The 14,467-nt window shown below is 71.5% G+C and carries 16 protein-coding genes, 1 tRNA gene, 1 pseudogene and 1 riboswitch; of the genes and pseudogenes, 7 read left to right on the top strand and 11 right to left on the bottom strand.

Annotation, left to right across the window (positions count from 1 at the left end; genetic code table 11):
- Positions 1 to 580: 580 nt before the first annotated feature.
- From KJK29_RS19900 to KJK29_RS19885, 4 genes are all read right to left on the bottom strand, one after another.
- Positions 581 to 1,525 carry an aldo/keto reductase gene (locus tag KJK29_RS19900; RefSeq protein ID WP_215120502.1) on the bottom strand — a complete coding sequence of 315 codons (945 nt, stop codon included), beginning with the start codon at positions 1,523 to 1,525 and terminating at the stop codon, positions 581 to 583.
- Positions 1,526 to 1,687: 162 nt separating this feature from the next.
- The gene (locus KJK29_RS19895; RefSeq protein WP_215120501.1) at positions 1,688 to 2,722 is read right to left on the bottom strand and encodes a M23 family metallopeptidase; all 1,035 of its coding nucleotides are present in this window, start codon (positions 2,720 to 2,722) and stop codon (positions 1,688 to 1,690) included.
- Positions 2,723 to 2,733: 11 nt separating this feature from the next.
- Positions 2,734 to 2,890, bottom strand: a riboswitch (cyclic di-AMP (ydaO/yuaA leader).
- Between the two features lie 293 nt (positions 2,891 to 3,183).
- Positions 3,184 to 3,257: transfer RNA gene (locus KJK29_RS19890), tRNA-Met, on the bottom strand.
- Positions 3,258 to 3,331: 74 nt separating this feature from the next.
- The gene (locus KJK29_RS19885; protein ID WP_215120500.1) at positions 3,332 to 4,459 is read right to left on the bottom strand and encodes a dihydrofolate reductase family protein; all 1,128 of its coding nucleotides are present in this window, start codon (positions 4,457 to 4,459) and stop codon (positions 3,332 to 3,334) included.
- Positions 4,460 to 4,561: 102 nt separating this feature from the next.
- Here KJK29_RS19885 and KJK29_RS19880 point away from each other — a divergent pair, with 102 nt between their 5' ends.
- The 3 genes from KJK29_RS19880 to KJK29_RS19870 all read left to right on the top strand — a co-directional run bounded on the left by KJK29_RS19880 (position 4,562) and on the right by KJK29_RS19870 (position 6,551).
- Positions 4,562 to 5,077 carry a MarR family winged helix-turn-helix transcriptional regulator gene (locus KJK29_RS19880; RefSeq protein WP_215120498.1) on the top strand — a complete coding sequence of 172 codons (516 nt, stop codon included), beginning with the start codon at positions 4,562 to 4,564 and terminating at the stop codon, positions 5,075 to 5,077.
- Positions 5,078 to 5,276: 199 nt separating this feature from the next.
- Positions 5,277 to 5,927 (top strand): GTP cyclohydrolase II, encoded by a 651-nt coding sequence (locus KJK29_RS19875; RefSeq protein ID WP_215120496.1) that lies wholly within the window; start codon positions 5,277 to 5,279, stop codon positions 5,925 to 5,927.
- Positions 5,928 to 6,044: 117 nt separating this feature from the next.
- Positions 6,045 to 6,551 (top strand): MarR family winged helix-turn-helix transcriptional regulator, encoded by a 507-nt coding sequence (locus KJK29_RS19870; RefSeq protein WP_215120494.1) that lies wholly within the window; start codon positions 6,045 to 6,047, stop codon positions 6,549 to 6,551.
- Positions 6,552 to 6,566: 15 nt separating this feature from the next.
- Here KJK29_RS19870 and KJK29_RS19865 read toward each other — a convergent pair whose 3' ends face one another.
- From KJK29_RS19865 to KJK29_RS19845, 5 genes are all read right to left on the bottom strand, one after another.
- Positions 6,567 to 7,688, bottom strand: coding sequence for an ATP-binding SpoIIE family protein phosphatase (locus tag KJK29_RS19865; RefSeq protein WP_215120492.1), 1,122 nt, complete (start codon positions 7,686 to 7,688; stop codon positions 6,567 to 6,569).
- On the bottom strand, positions 7,688 to 8,131 hold the full coding sequence (locus KJK29_RS19860) for an anti-sigma regulatory factor (protein ID WP_215120490.1): 444 nt from the start codon (positions 8,129 to 8,131) through the stop codon (positions 7,688 to 7,690). The genes KJK29_RS19865 and KJK29_RS19860 overlap by 1 nt, the downstream gene beginning before the upstream one ends.
- Positions 8,131 to 8,550, bottom strand: a complete 420-nt coding sequence (locus KJK29_RS19855) for an STAS domain-containing protein (RefSeq protein WP_215120489.1) — start codon at positions 8,548 to 8,550, stop codon at positions 8,131 to 8,133. Before KJK29_RS19855 ends, KJK29_RS19860 begins: the two co-directional genes overlap by 1 nt.
- Positions 8,547 to 9,464, bottom strand: a complete 918-nt coding sequence (locus KJK29_RS19850) for an STAS domain-containing protein (RefSeq protein WP_215120487.1) — start codon at positions 9,462 to 9,464, stop codon at positions 8,547 to 8,549. The genes KJK29_RS19855 and KJK29_RS19850 overlap by 4 nt, the downstream gene beginning before the upstream one ends.
- A 140-nt stretch (positions 9,465 to 9,604) precedes the next feature.
- Positions 9,605 to 10,765, bottom strand: coding sequence for a PP2C family protein-serine/threonine phosphatase (locus KJK29_RS19845; protein WP_215124364.1), 1,161 nt, complete (start codon positions 10,763 to 10,765; stop codon positions 9,605 to 9,607).
- Between the two features lie 194 nt (positions 10,766 to 10,959).
- Between KJK29_RS19845 and KJK29_RS19840 the strand changes: the two are divergent.
- The 3 genes and pseudogenes from KJK29_RS19840 to KJK29_RS19830 form a co-directional block, all read left to right on the top strand.
- Positions 10,960 to 11,370: pseudogene (locus KJK29_RS19840) on the top strand (MarR family transcriptional regulator); the annotation flags it as partial.
- A 363-nt stretch (positions 11,371 to 11,733) separates the two neighbouring features.
- Positions 11,734 to 12,594, top strand: coding sequence for an RNA polymerase sigma factor SigF (locus KJK29_RS19835; RefSeq protein WP_215120486.1), 861 nt, complete (start codon positions 11,734 to 11,736; stop codon positions 12,592 to 12,594).
- Positions 12,595 to 12,792: 198 nt separating this feature from the next.
- Positions 12,793 to 13,185 (top strand): peptidoglycan-binding domain-containing protein, encoded by a 393-nt coding sequence (locus KJK29_RS19830; RefSeq protein WP_215120485.1) that lies wholly within the window; start codon positions 12,793 to 12,795, stop codon positions 13,183 to 13,185.
- Positions 13,186 to 13,189: 4 nt separating this feature from the next.
- Here the strand turns inward: KJK29_RS19830 and KJK29_RS19825 are convergent, their stop codons facing one another.
- The gene (locus KJK29_RS19825) at positions 13,190 to 13,510 is read right to left on the bottom strand and encodes a hypothetical protein (protein WP_215120484.1); all 321 of its coding nucleotides are present in this window, start codon (positions 13,508 to 13,510) and stop codon (positions 13,190 to 13,192) included.
- On the bottom strand, positions 13,510 to 13,782 hold the full coding sequence (locus KJK29_RS19820) for a hypothetical protein (protein ID WP_215120483.1): 273 nt from the start codon (positions 13,780 to 13,782) through the stop codon (positions 13,510 to 13,512). The genes KJK29_RS19825 and KJK29_RS19820 overlap by 1 nt, the downstream gene beginning before the upstream one ends.
- 210 nt (positions 13,783 to 13,992) lie before the next feature.
- On the opposite strand from KJK29_RS19820, the gene KJK29_RS19815 reads away from it, so the two are divergent.
- Positions 13,993 to 14,250 carry a GntR family transcriptional regulator gene (locus KJK29_RS19815; RefSeq protein WP_215120482.1) on the top strand — a complete coding sequence of 86 codons (258 nt, stop codon included), beginning with the start codon at positions 13,993 to 13,995 and terminating at the stop codon, positions 14,248 to 14,250.
- The last annotated feature ends 217 nt before the right edge of the window (positions 14,251 to 14,467 follow it).

Here is a 14,467-nt window from a genome sequence, read left to right as displayed (position 1 = left end):
GTCTCGGCGGCGCGTGCCCGGCGGTCTGCCCGCAGCCGCGGGCAACGAAGGCCGGGTCGTCGGCCACCAGTCCGGTGTGGTCGTCAGCCGGTCAGCCGCCGGTCCGGGCCGGGCGCTACCCACCGACGGCGCGTGCGACGGCAGTCAGGCCGCAGCCGCAGGCAAACGACAGCCGGGCCGGCCGCCAGCCCCAGCCGAGCGCCCCAGCCGGAGCGCCGCCGCACAGACCGGTAACGGAAGGGCCTGCCGACGGCGGTCAGCCCGCAGCCGTCGGCCACGAAAGCCGGGCCGCCCACCAGTCCCGTGTGGTCGTCAGCCGGTCTGGCGCCGGTCAGCTGCCGGTCCGGTACGGGCGCCACGGCCGTAGCCGCACCGACGGCGCGTGCGACGGCAGTCAAGCTGCAGCAGCAGGCAAACGAAAGCCGGGCCGGCCGCCAGCCCCAGGCCGAACGCCCCGGCCGAAGCCCCACCGCACAGGCCCTGGCCCATCGCGGCAGCGCGTGCCGGGGCGCTGTGCCCTTGGTCGTTCAGACGGCGAGCATGCTCGGCGAGCAGGACGAAACCCCGCCCCGGCGACCGCTCAGGCCGAAGCCTCCGTAAGACGCGCGATCTCCGACTCCGTCAGCGTGAGGTCACCGACTCCGACCAGGGCCGGCAGTTGTTCCACCGTGCGGGCGGACGCGATCGGGGCCGCCACCGTGGGCTGCGCGGCGAGCCAGGCCAGGGCGATCGTGGCGACGGGGGCGTCGTGGGTCGTGGCGATCTCGTCGAGGGCGGTGAGGACGCGGAGGCCACGGTCGGTCTCCAGGTGCTTGGCGGCGCCGCCGGCCCGGGCGCTGTCGACGGTCGTGCCGGGGCGGTACTTGCCGGTGAGGAAGCCGGACGCGAGCGCGAAGTAGGGGACGGCCGCCAGGCCGGAGCGCTCGGCGAGGTCCTGGAGCTCGCCCTCGTAGGTGTCGCGGGAGACCAGGTTGTAGTGGGGCTGGAGGGCGACATACCGGGCGAGGCCCTCGCGGTCGGAGAACTCCAGGGAGGCCCGCAGCCGCTCCGCCGAGATGTTGGAGGCGGCGATGTGCCGCACCTTCCCGGCCTTCACCAGCTCGTCGAGCGCCCCGATGATCTCCTCCACCGGCACATCGGGCTGGTCGAAGTGGGTGTAGTAGAGGTCGATGTAGTCGGTGCGCAGCCGGCGCAGCGAGGCGTCGGCGGCGGCCTTGATGTTGGCGGCGGACAGGCCCTGGAACTCGGGGTGCTGGCTGACCTTCGTGGCGACGACGACATCGGCGCGGTTGCCGCGCGCCTCAAGCCACTTGCCGAGGACGGTCTCGGACTCGCCGCCCTGGTTGCCGTCGACCCACGCCGAGTAGACGTCGGCGGTGTCGACGAAGTTGCCGCCGGCGGCGGTGTACGCGTCGAGCACGGCGAACGACTGCGCCTCGTCGGCGGTCCAGCCGAAGACGTTGCCACCGAGGGCGAGCGGGAAGATTTCGAGATCGGAGGAGCCGAGCTTGCGAAGAGAAGTCATGTCTCTCGTCAACGGCCCTACCGGAGCGGCTCATTCCAGGTCCGACGCAAAGGTCCTGTAAACGCCCCCGCGCGCAGCGGGTCCGCAGACACCGAAAACCGGCAGCCCTGACGTCGGGGGGTCGTCGTCAGGGCTGCCGGTGCTTCGACTGGCTTGTGGCGCTTACGGGTTCAGGCCCTTGCCCCGCAGCCACGCCATCGGGTCGATCCCGCTGCTGGAGCCACCGGAGTGCACTTCGAGGTGCAGATGGGCGCCGGTGACGTTGCCCGTGGCACCGACGCGGCCGATGACATCGCCCGTGCTGACCTTCTGGCCGACGCTGACGCCGATGGAGGACTGGTGCGCGTACCAGATCTCCGTGCCGTCATCGAGGGTGAGGACCGTCTTGTAGCCGTACGAGCCGTTCCAGCCCGCCTCGGTGATGGTGCCGCTGTGCACCGCCTTGATCGGCGTGCCCGTGGGGGCGGCGAAGTCGAGACCCGTGTGGTAGCCGGAGGACCAGTAGGCACCGGCCTGACCGAAGGTCGAGGTGAGGGTGTACGAGGAGGTCGGCAGCGTGAACTGCTTGGCGAGGGCGGCGAGCCGCTCGGCCTCGGCCTTCTTCTTGGCCTCCTCCTCCGCCTTCCGCTTGGCCTCGGCGGCCTTGTCCTTGGCTTCCTTCTCCGCCTTGGCCACGGCTTCCGCGGCCGCCTTCTCGGCGGCGTCGGCGGCGTCCTGCGCGGCCTTGGTGTCGATCTGCTCCTGCTGGTGCTCGACCTGGGCCATGATCCGGGCGCGCAGCGCCTCGCCGGCGCCGGAGGAGCCCTCCTCGGCCTTGGCCGTGGCCGTGGCCCCGAGACCGCTGAGCGGAGTCGAGGAACCCTCGGGGGTGTCGTCGTCCGAGATGAGGGAACCCACCGAGGGAAGGTCCGACACGGAGATGGACACCGGCGGCTTGCCGGTCTGGGCGCTGGCCATGCCACCCGCGCCCACGGCGGCTATGACGCCGACGCCCAGGACGGTGGAGCTGCGGGCGAGACCTCCGCCGCGCTGCTTGGTGACGCGATGCCGGCCACGGACGGGACGGATGGATTCCTCGGTGGGGTTCCACTCCTGGAACGGGCCCTCGTCGGTGCGCTGACCGCCGTAGCCGAAAGTCTCGGTGTCGCGCTGGTTCCGCGCGAACGGGGCCGCGGGGGCAGGCCGGTTGGACGCCACGTGGGCGTACTCCTTTCCTTCCTTCTCGCCTACCGGGTTAGCTGACGGGTTCGGAGCAGGAAGGTCTCCTACGCGCGTATACCGACCGTGCTTCCACGGCGGTTTACGCCCGATTCACCCCAAGTGGTGGTTCCCCGGTTCCCTTTCAGGATTCGGCGCGTGCGCACGGAGCCGCCTTCTGTGACGGCTGGGACGACCGCGCTGCGTTATCGAACGTTAATAGACCCGGGGTGTGGATTCCAGCGATTCCACTTGATCATTAACCTTTTTCGTGCGGACTTACCTGCCATGACCGGCTTAAATCGGGCGAGTTGACCGCTCCGTAAGTGACCGCCGGGTATTGACGGCGTGTCAGTTGTTGTGCGGAGTGGTGCGGTTCGCTCACTGGCAGTAATGGCGGCACGGAAACCGGAAAACACCTAGGGCCGGAACCCTTTCGGATTCCGGCCCTAGGCCTTCAGTAGCGGGGACAGGATTTGAACCTGCGACCTCTGGGTTATGAGCCCAGCGAGCTACCGAGCTGCTCCACCCCGCGTCGTTGTGATTCCAGTGTACGCCATCCGCGGGACCACTCTTGACCACCTCATGCTCAGCAGCGGAATCCGCCCTCTAGAGCAGGTGACGGTTCGGGGCTTCGGCCCGCTGCTCGTGCTCCGGGAGGACGACGACCTCCGCCCCGCCGGCCGCCAGGACTCCGCTGCCGTCGGCGCCCCGGACGAAGGTGTCCGGCTCACGCCAGGCCGTGACCACACGGCGGACGCCGGCGTCGAGGAGCAGCCGGGCGCAGGGCGCGGGGCGGGAGGCGCGGCGGGCGCAGGGCTCCAGGCTGCTGTAGACCGTGGCGCCGGCGAGGCGCGGGTCGGACGGGTCGAGCTTCGCCAGGGCAGCCTCCTCGGCGTGCGCGAGCGGGTCGCCGCCCTCGCGGGAGTGGCCGCGGGCGAGTTCCGTGCCGTCGGCCGCGACCACCACCGCGCCCACGCTGAACGCCGTGTCCGACGGCGGGCAGAGGTCCGCCAACTCGCAGGCGAGGGCCAGCCAGTGGTGATCGGCCGCGGCGGCGAGGGCGCCGGTGCCCGGGGCGGTGGGCTCGTAGCGCATGAGGACGACGTCCTCGATCCGCCGCGTCTCCAGCAGCCGGAGCCTGCCGCCCTGGTAGCCGCCGGGGCCGAAGAGGCGGGGGGCCTTGGGATCGCCCACGAAGAGCGGGGCGAGGACCAGCTGGAGTTCGTCGGCGAGGCCCTGGGTGAGGAGCTGGGTGTGGATCAGGCCGCCGCCCTCGACCATGAGCCGCCGTACGCCCCGTACGTCGTGCAGGTGGGTGAGGAGCCGACGCCAGTCGAGGTCGGCGCCGAGGGGGACCACGTCGGTGGCGAGGCCGAGGGCCCGGGCACGCTCGGCGCCCTGGTCGGTCGTGTAGAGGACCTTCTCGCCGCCCGTGTGCCAGAACCGCGCCTCGGGGTCGAGGTCGCCGGTGCCGCTGACGGTGACCTTGAGGGGGTATTCCGGCAGGCCGGCAGCCGTGCGGGCGGCCCGCCGCTCCTCCGAGTTGACCAGCAGGCGCGGGTTGTCGGCGCGGATGGTGCCGGCGCCGACCAGGATCGCGTCGACGGATGCCCGGACCTCGTCGACCCGGTCGAAATCGGCCGGGCCGGACAGCAGCAGGCGTTCGGGCCCGGTGTCGTCGAGGTAGCCGTCGAGGGAGACGGCGGCGGACAGCAGGACGTACGGGTGAGGCATCGACGCTCCCCGGTCGGGTCGGACGGCGGACCGGCGGGACTCAGGGTCTGCCGTGACCCGCCGGGTCTTGGTTCAAGTTTGAAACAAACCTACACTGGCGGCATGACGACTCGCTGGCTCACCCCCGAGGAGCAGCGCGCCTGGCGCGCGTACATCGCCTCCTCGCTGCTTCTGGAGGACGCGATCGACCGGCAGCTCCAGCAGGACGCCGGCATGCCGCACCTTTACTACTCCATCCTGTCCGTCCTGTCGGAGTCCCCCGAACAGCGCCTGCGCATGACCGATCTCGCCGAGCGGCTGAAGATCACGCGCAGCCGGCTGACGTACGCGGTGTCCCGGCTGGAGAAGGACGGCATGCTGCGGCGCGAGGCCTGCCGGTACGACAAGCGGGGCAGCATCGCCGCGCTGACCGACGCGGGGTTCGCCGTACTGGAGCGCGCGGCGCCCGGTCATGTCGAGACCGTGCGCAGCTTCGTCTTCGACCGGCTCAGCGAGGAGCAGGTGGCGCAGCTGGAGGAGATCTCCGCGGCGATCGCGCAGGGGCTCCAGGAGGACGGGGCACGGCCGACGTCGGACGACGTGCCGTGGCGGCGGAGGTCTTCCACGGCCTGTTCGTGAGGTCCTCCACGGCCTGTTCGTGAGGCGGCCGACTGCTCTTGGAGGGACTTCAGTGAGGCACGTCACAAGCGACTGAACCTCGTTGCTTCAAATTTAAAGCAAGGGTAGTGTTCCGAACCGTGGATCTGCTTCAAATCTGAAGCAGACGGCCCAGCAGACGGCCGTGCAGCCGAACAGGAACGGAATCCGGAGGCCCCGCATGCCCGACACCCCTGCCGCCCCAGCCGCCCTCGCCACCCCGCGCTCCCGCGTCCGGGTACCGCTGCGCTTTCACGACGGCTACCAGGTCGACGCCGAACTCGTCACCTTCCACGGACTGGCCGACGGCCAGGAACACGTGGCCGTCGTCCTGGGCGAGCCGGGCCCGGTCCCGCTGGTGCGGCTGCACTCCGAGTGCCTGACCGGGGACGTGTTCGGCTCGGCCCGCTGCGACTGCGGTCCGCAACTGCGCGAGGCGGTCGAGCGCATAGCCGACCGCGGCGGCGTGCTCCTCTACCTCCGCCAGGAGGGCCGGGGCATCGGCCTCTACAACAAGCTCGACGCGTACGCCCTCCAGGACGAGGGGCTCGACACGTACGAGGCGAACGCGGCCCTGGGTCTGCCGGAGGACGCCCGCGACTACACGGCGGCGGCCCAGATGCTGAAGGCCCTGGGCATCGACGAGCTGGACCTGCTCTCCAACAACCCCGACAAGGCGGACCAGTTGCGCACGCTGGGCGTCGATGTGCGCGACCGCGTCCCGACGGGCGTCTTCACCACCGCGCACAACGTCCGCTATCTGCGCGCCAAGGTGCTGCAGACCCAGCACACGCTGCCGCTGGCCGCGCTGACGGAGCTCAGCGCGGGCTGAACGGGACGCGGCCCGGACGGGTGGTGAACGGGTCTGCTTGTCCCCCGGCTCATCGGGTACAGCCTTTGCAAGAGGGCGATCTCCGCAGTGCCCGGAGCTTATGGAAAGTGACGTTTCGTGACCGATCTCGGCGCCCCCGGCGACCCCAGGGCGAGGGGGCCGGGCGATGGCCCTGAGGCCGTCGCGTCGCGGATCGCCGATGCCGTGGACAGTCTGACGGCCCTGTGGTCGGTCGCCGCCCAGGAGGCCTCCCTGCGGCTGTCCCCGCACCAGTTGCGGGCGCTGCGCACCGTGGAGGCGGGGCCCGGTCTGAACGTCACGGCCCTGGCGGACCAGATGGACATCGGCCTCCCCACGGCCAGCCGGCTCTGCGACCGGCTCGCCGCGGCCGGTCTGCTGGAGCGGGCCCCGCATCCGGGCACCCGCCGCGAGGTGCAGCTGTGGCTCACCGCGCACGGCAGGCATGTCCTGAACGACGTCGCGGACCGCCGGACCGAGGCCCTGGCCGCGGCGCTGGCGGCGATGGAACCGGCGGAACGGGCGGCTCTGAGCCGGGGGTTGCGGGGGTTTCTGGCGGCACGGGACGGGGGCGCGCCGCACCCTGACGGAACTGACGGCCGGTGAGAACGGCGGGGCGAGTCAGGCCCCTGTGCCGCTCCAGCGACCGGCACCAGCACCGACACCGGAACCGGAACCGGCCCCCAGTACGGCCACACACGTATCGTCCCGCACCGGCAGAGCCGCACTCCCCGCGTCCCGCAGCACCGCCACGGCCACCACCGCCGGGTCGCAGGACAGGAGCACGCCGTCGTCGGGCGGCGTCCAGCGGCCGGGCAGGCCGTCGCTGTGCAGGACGAGCAGGCTGTCCTCCTGCCAGGGCACGCGCTGCACGGGCACGGACGCCGGGGCCTGGGCGCCCACGATGCCGGGGTGGGACAGCAGCGGCTTCCAGGTGCCGTCGGTGCGCAGCCGGCCGCTGACGTTGCCGATCCCGGCGAAGCTCAACTGCTGGGACGTAAGGTCGAGTTGGGCCACTGCGACGGCCGCGCCCCGGGTGGGCCGCAGGGTCCTGCCCAGGTGCCGCAGTATCTCGGCGGGCGGCAGGTCGGCCACCCCGGGCAGTGCGGCCACGGCGGCGCCGGACGCCTCGGCGGCCTTGGGCCCGTGGCCGAGCCCGTCGGCGAGCAGCAGGGTCACGCGGTCGCCGCCGTACACCCGGCTCCACGCGTCGCCGGAGTACTCGGCCCGGCCGAGGGGGACGTTGACACCGCCGACGCGCGGGCCCGGCAGACGCAGCGCCCCCTGCGGTCCCTGCGCCCTCTGCGATGCCTGCGCTCCCTTGGCGGCCCGCTCGTGGCCGATGCGGGCCACGGCCACCGTGCCCCGGCCGGGGGCGCTGTGCAGATCGAAGTCGTTCGCTATGCGCCGGCACGTGCCGAGGCCCGCGCCCAGGGAGGACGCGGTGGTGTAGCCGTCGCGCATCGCCGTCGCGATGTCCGGGATGCCGGGTCCGTGGTCGAGCGAGACGATCTGCACGGACGTCTCCGGGGCGCCGTCCTGGCCGCGCTCGACGAGGTTGATGACGACGCGCCCGCCGTCGGCGTGCCGCAGCAGGTTGGTCGCCAGCTCCGTCGCCACGAGCGCGGCGGTCGCGGTGCGGGGCGCGGGAAGCCCGGCGTCGGCGCTGGCCTCCTCGGCCGCCACCCGGACGTCCCGCACCCGGGTCGAGTCGTCCACCGGCACGTCCCACACCCTGCTCATCAGGCCCCCGGCCGGGACGGCGGCACGGCGGTGGCCCAGGCGGTGACGGTGACGGTGGTCCCCTCACCGGGCCGGCTCTCCACCTCGAACTCGTGCACCAGCCGCTTGGCCCCGCTCATGCCGAGTCCGAGCCCGCCGCCGCTGGTGTAGCCGTCGGTCATCGCCTGGTCCAGGTCGCGGATGCCGGGCCCGGTGTCGACGAAGGCCAGCCGCAGCCCGCTCGACGCGGCGACGCCCAGCGGGGTGATCTCCACATGGCCGCCCCCGCCGTGGACGAGGGTGTTGCGGGCCAGTTCGCTGGCCGCCGTGACGAGCTTGGTCTGCTGCACCAGCCCGAAGCCCAGCTCGGCGGCCGCCTGCCGGACCTGCTGCCGTACCCAGGCCAGATCGGCGTCCGAGCCGATCGGCAGGCTCGCCGGCGCGGCATGGCGGGAGGCCTGCATCAGGGACTCCCCTCACTGTGAGGCTCACCGGCGGCGAGCAGCTCCATCGCGCGTTCGACGTCCAGGGCCGTACGCAGCCCCGGCAGGGTGAGCCCCAGTTCCACCAGGGTGATCGCCACCGCCGGGCGCATCCCGGCCAGTACCGTACGAGCGGCCAGCAGCCCGGCTCCGGCGGCGATCTCGGCGAGGACCCGCCCCAGGAAAGAGTCGACCATGTCGACACCCGAGATGTCGATGACCACTCCGGTCACGCGGGAGTGCGCGATCCGGGCGGTGATGTCCTGCTGGAGCTGCTCGGCCATCCCGTCGTGCAGTTCTCCCTGGAGGGTGACCAGCAGGGTGTCGCCGAGTTGGAGGACCGGCACCGTGAAGGCGTGTCCCCCCGCGGGTCCGAACGCCGCCGGCCCGAACCCGCTCACCGCACGCCCGTGTCTGCCACCGGGCCGGCCGACCGGAGCGGCGCGATCTCGACGCCCTGCCGGCTGAGCGCGTAGGCCAGCGCGTCCGCGAGGCTGGCGCGCGTGAGCACCGTGCCGAGGTCGATGCCCAGGTGGACGATGGTCTGCGCGATCGCGGGCCGGATACCGGAGACGACGCATTCGGCGCCCATCAGCCGGGCCGCCGCCACCGTCTTCATCAGATGCTGGGCGACCAGCGAGTCGACCGTGGGCACGCCGGTGATGTCGAGGATGGCGTACCGGGCGCGCTCGGCGACGATCGCGTCCAGCAGGCTCTCCATGACCACCTGGCTGCGGGCGCTGTCCAGTGTGCCGATCAGCGGTACGGCGACGATGCCGTCCCATAGCTTGATCACCGGGGTGGCGACTTCGAGAAGCTGCTCGCGCTGCCGTGCGATCACTTCCTCGCCCGCGCTCACCAGGGTCTCCATCACCACCAGGCGCAGCGTGCCCATGAGCACGGTCAGGGCCAGCACGCTGTCCTGGGCCTCGGGGGCGTACGGGTCCGGGAACTCGGCGCGCAGCAGCTCGGTCACCGGGTCGCGCAGGGCGGCCACCTCGCCGGCGACCCCGTCCGGGTCGATCCCCGTACGGGCGCGGGAGGCCGCCATCCGGCTCAACTGGTCGCGCACCGACTCGAATCCGGGCGCGCGGATGTCCTCCGTCCGCCCGGAAGCCGCCACCGCGGCCAGCGCCGCGGCCACGGACCTGCCCGCCTCCACGGCCTCGTCCCGTGAGACGGTGAAGACGGTGCGGAACAGCGCGGCGTCCGCCCATCGTTGGGCCACCTGCTCCCGGCGCCGTTCGAGGAAGGCACTCACCTGGTAATGGGCCGGCTCCTGTTCCGCGTTCCGTTCCGAATCCGACACTTGCATCGCTCCCTTGCACGGGCCGGACCGAGGGCCGGGCTACGGCACCTCAGCCGTTACTTGCCGTATGACAAACATTAGTGCCGACGGTGGGCAACACCAAACAACTGCCCGCCGTCGCCCCTGGCCTGCACCTTCCCCGTCCCCTACCGCCCACGCCAGTCCAGACACACCACCAGGGCGTCGTCGGCGGCGACGGGCCCGCCGCGATGGCCGTTCAGTTCGCGCAGGACGGCCCGGGGCACATCGGCGGCCGGAAGCAGCCGCGTCGACTGGATCGCCCGGGCCAGGGCGGTGTCGCCGTACGCCTCTCCGCCCGGGGAGGCGACGTCGTACACCCCGTCACTGACGAAGACGAGCCGGTCGCCGGGCTCGGCCCGGAACTCCTGGACCGCGTAGTCGGTCTCCTCGAACATGCCGAGCGGCAACTGGGCGTCGAAGTCGACCCGTTCCACCACTCCCTGACGCAGTCGCAGCAGTTGGGGTGAACCGGCGTCCACGGCCAGGACCCGCCCGGTGGCCAGATCGAAGTCGAGCATCAGCACGGAGAGGTAGCAGCGGCCCGAGTAGTGCGCGTACACCGCCTGGTCGGCCAGGGCGGCCTGGTCGGCGAGGGGGAGACCGGCCCGGCGGGCGTTGCGCAGGGCGTTGATCGCGAGGTTGGTCAGCAGGGAGGCCTCGATGCCCTCGCCCATGCCGTTGGTGACGTAGAGGCTGAGCCGGTCGGCCGTGGCGGACCAGTCGAAGTTGTCGCCGAAGATCGCGTACGCCGGTTCGAGCTGGGCGCCGAGGTCGTACTCGGGGCGGGCGCAGGAGCGGCCCGGCAGCAGTTGCCACTGCATCTCGGCGGCCAGGGTGAGGCGGTCCCGGCGGCGTGCCTGGAGGTAGACGTCGGTGTCCCGCTCGGCGACGACGACCTCATGGCCCAGCACCTGGGCGATCTCCGCCAGTTCGCCGAGGCAGCCGTCGGCGTGCTCGCCGCCCGGCAGGACGACGGTCAGCACACCGAGCCGGTCGCCGCGCACGGTGACGGGCAGATGCGCCCGGACGCGCTCCCCCGGCAGGTCCTCCACCCGGGGCTCCTGCGCCCCGAAGGCCCGGCCCGCCGGGCTGTTGTGCACGGACACCGGCTCGAGGGTGTGCGGCGGCACGGACACCGGCTGAAGCACCGTGAGTCCGTAGTCGGCCAGGAAAAGCTCGACGGAGTCCGCCGCGTACTGATCGGTCAGTACACGACGGACCGCGTCCAGCAGCTGATGGGGAGCCGCCGTGCGCAGGGCGCGCTCGGCGGCCACGAATCTGTTCACGATCGTCGTCACGATGGTCGACACACCAATCCTCGGTCTGTATGAGCGGTGGGCGGCTGTGAACGGCTACGACCCCGACCGGGGTCACTCCCGGCTGCCCGGGCGCCTAGTACGCTGACGGCCACCCCGGCGCCTGCGAGAGTGTGACTGTGACTTCCCTCCGACCCCGCCCCGAGCCGGCAGAGGTCGCACGTGTGACCTCCACGGCGGCGGAGTTGCTGGAGGTCCTCTGGGGCCGGGCCTCGACAGCGCCCGCCTCCGCCTCCCAGTTGCGCGTGCTGCTCATCCTCGAGCACCACGAGGGCATCAACCTGCGCACGCTCGCCGACTCCCTGGCCTCCACACCGCCCTCGACGAGCCGGCTCTGCGACCGGCTGCAGGCGACCGGGTTCGTCGAGCGCGTGGTGAGTCCGGTGGACCGGCGCGAGGTACGCCTGCGCCTCAGCGGCCGGGGCCGTACGTTCCTCGCCGATCTGCGCGTACGACGGGAGCAGGCGCTGCGCGAGGTGCTCGACCAGATGCCGGCGGCCAAGCGCGTCGCGCTGCTGCAGGGCCTCGAGGCGTTCTGCGACGCGGCGGCGGCGCGGATACAAGACGACTCCGATGTCTTGGCCCTCTCCGACGTCTCCGCCCTCTCCGATGTCTCCGGTATCCCTGACGAATCCGGCATCTCCGACGCATCCGATATCTCCGGCATCCCCGGCGCATCCGGCGCGTCCGGCATCTCCGATGACTCCCGCTCGCCCGACTCCCGGACTGCCTGAACCCCTCCCCGCCACGCCGCCCCACCCTCCGATCCCGTGCCGTCACAGACTTCTGTGGGTACCCCGGCACCGCCCCGACCTGCACCGACTGTGTTCAACGTCTCGATGGGGCATATGCGGGGCATGAGCCCGGCGGCTGCGGGTAGCGGCGCTAGAGGTGGCCTGTCGGGGGATGGGAGCGGGCCGGGACTAGAGGGAGGGCCCGTGACAGCGACCACGCGCATCGGCACGACGACGGATGCCGGCACCGAGACCAGCGAGGTGCTGCCCCTCATCGCCGAGCCGCAGAAGCTCGCCCCGCAGGACGCGCGCGGGCTGACCGGGCAGTTCCTGGAGCGGCTCGCCGTACTGGAGGAGGGCACTCCCGAATACCAGTACGCGCGCAACACCCTCATCGAGATGAACACGTCGCTCGTGCGGTTCGCGGCCCGCCGGTTCCGCGGCAGCGGCCAGGCGATGGAGGACGTCGTCCAGGTCGGCATCATCGGGCTGATCAAGGCGATCGACCGCTTCGAGGTCTCCCGCGAGGTGCAGTTCACCAGCTTCGCGGTGCCCTACATCGTGGGCGAGATCAAGCGGTTCTTCCGTGACACGTCCTGGGCCGTGCACGTTCCGCGCCGCCTCCAGGAGGCCCGTACGGAACTCGCCAAGGCCACCGAGGAACTGGCCTCCCGCCTCGGCCGCGCGCCCCGCGTCGCCGAACTGGCCGCCCTGATGAACATCACCGAGGAACAGGTCGTCGAGGCCCAGGTCGCGGCGAACGGCTACCTCTCCTCGTCCCTCGACGCGACGGTCGGCGGCGACGCGGACGAAAGCGACGCGACACTCTCGGAGTTCATCGGCGAGGAGGACCCGGCCCTCGAACTGGTCGAGGACTTCCACGCCCTGGCCCCCCTCCTCGCCGAACTCGACGAACGCCAGCGCCTCATACTCCACCTCCGCTTCGTCGAGGAACTCACCCAGGCCGACATCGGCGCCCGCCTCGGCATCTCCCAGATGCACGTCTCCCGCCTGCTCTCCCGGACGGTGGCACGGCTGCGCTCGGGAATGCTGACGACGAGCTGAGCCGCCCGGCAGTCGCAGTCGACCCGAGCCCCGGTCCGGATGCTGTCCGGACCGGGGCTCTTCGCTGCTCCCGCCCCGACCCCGCCGCTCGCGCCAACGCCCGCTCCTGGACGGCCCCTCAGGGCTGCCCGCGTCGAGATGCGACCTGGGAGGCGTCGGCGCACGCTGGAGACACCGGCACCTTGGAGGTGGTTGAGGATGCGACGAACGCACGCGATCGCTGCGGCTGTTCTCCTTTCCGCGGGCCTTGCCGCAGGTCCTGCCGCCGCGGCGCCACAGACCATCCCGGAACGCACCGAACGCCCCGAACGCGTCGTGGCCCAGGGACCGGACGACATCTGCGACTACACGAACCGCCGGCCCAACCTCCAGCAGGGCTCATCCGGGGCAGTCGTCCAGCAGGCCCAGTGCTACCTCAATGAGGCGGTGGACGCCGACCTGGACGTGGACGGAGACTTCGGCGGGCAGACGCGCAGCGCGGTGACGGCCTTCCAGCAATGCGCCGAGATCGTCGTCGACGGACGGGTCGGAGCACAGACCTGGTCCTTCCTCTCCTTCTGGGCCAACAACCCGAGCCGCCCCTTCTGCTGACGCCCTACGTGGTGGTCGACCCGGCCCCACCCGGTGTGGACAGACGCATGCCACGGGACTCGGCGACGCGCAAGGCATCGGTCAGACACTCGGCGAGCCGGAGACCGGCGTAGCGGACCTCGGTGTACGGCGACATCGGGTCGTCCAGCACGGTGCGGGCGAGACCGAGCACATCGACACCGGTGGCGAGCTGGGCCGCCTCCAAGTCGTCGGCGAGACGGGACAGACGGCTGCCGCCATCGTCGGTCACCAGGTAGCAGGGCTTGCCTTCGGTGGACGTCCAGGGGAGAAGCCGGGGTGTGAAAGTGCCGTTGACGTACTCCATCAGGCAGCCACCTCGTGCGCAGCGATCAGGTGCCGGTCGCGGACGGCGAGATACGGGCGTACGAGGGCAGAGTCGCTGCCGTCGAGAGGAGTGACGAGGCCGTACGGGGAACGGTGCTGGGGAAGCTGCGGCGCCCGGGGTACGGCGGGGTGCCGTACGACGACGAAGTGCAGACACAGGCGGGTGCGGTGGCGGAGACGGCGCCGTTTGCCCGTGCCCGGGCAGAAGAGAAGGCGCAGCCATTCGAGGGTGCGGCGGATAAGGTCGTGCATGTCGACGCTCCTGGTTCAGCGTTGGCCGTGCCCCGGGAGGTCTAGCCACCTCGCCGGGGTCTTTCCATCTTCGAAGCTACACCTAGATACAGACCTCTACAGACAAGTACAGAGGGATCCACACGATCGAGCAGGGCACTACCGCTCTACGTTGGACGTATGAGCGATACAAAAGAGCCGCCGGAAGAATCGAAGGCCACTCTGGATCCGATGAGCGCGAGACCGCTCTACGTACAGCTGGCCGACGTCATCGCCGGGAAGATCGCGTCCGGCGAACTGGCGCCGGACAGGCCCATCCCCTCGGAGAACCACCTCGCCGACGCGTACGGCGTGGCCCGGCTCACCGCACGTCGCGCCGCCCAGGAACTGCGCGAGCGCGGGCTCATCGTCACCGTGCGCGGCAAGGGATCGTTCGTCGCCGAACAGCCACCCGGTCTCTCACGCGAGCCGGGTGAACCGAACACCTGAAGGTCCGGTGGACCCGTACTGGGCATCCCGGGCCGACTGGCTCGACGTCCCTCGGCCTGCCCTGTCCGCGCGTCGCCGCGGTCGTCGCCCAAGGCCGCGACAACGCCGAGGCTCTGCGCCTCACTCAGCCGAGTCCTGGCCGCTGCGCCCAGGGCTTTCACTCCGGGCGCCCTCAGCCTGATTGCGCACAATCAGGCAGCAGGCAGACGGGTCCGCA

The sequence above is a fragment of the Streptomyces koelreuteriae genome, assembly GCF_018604545.1.
GTDB lineage: Bacteria > Actinomycetota > Actinomycetes > Streptomycetales > Streptomycetaceae > Streptomyces > Streptomyces koelreuteriae.
This window is presented reverse-complemented; position numbering and strand designations above follow the sequence as displayed.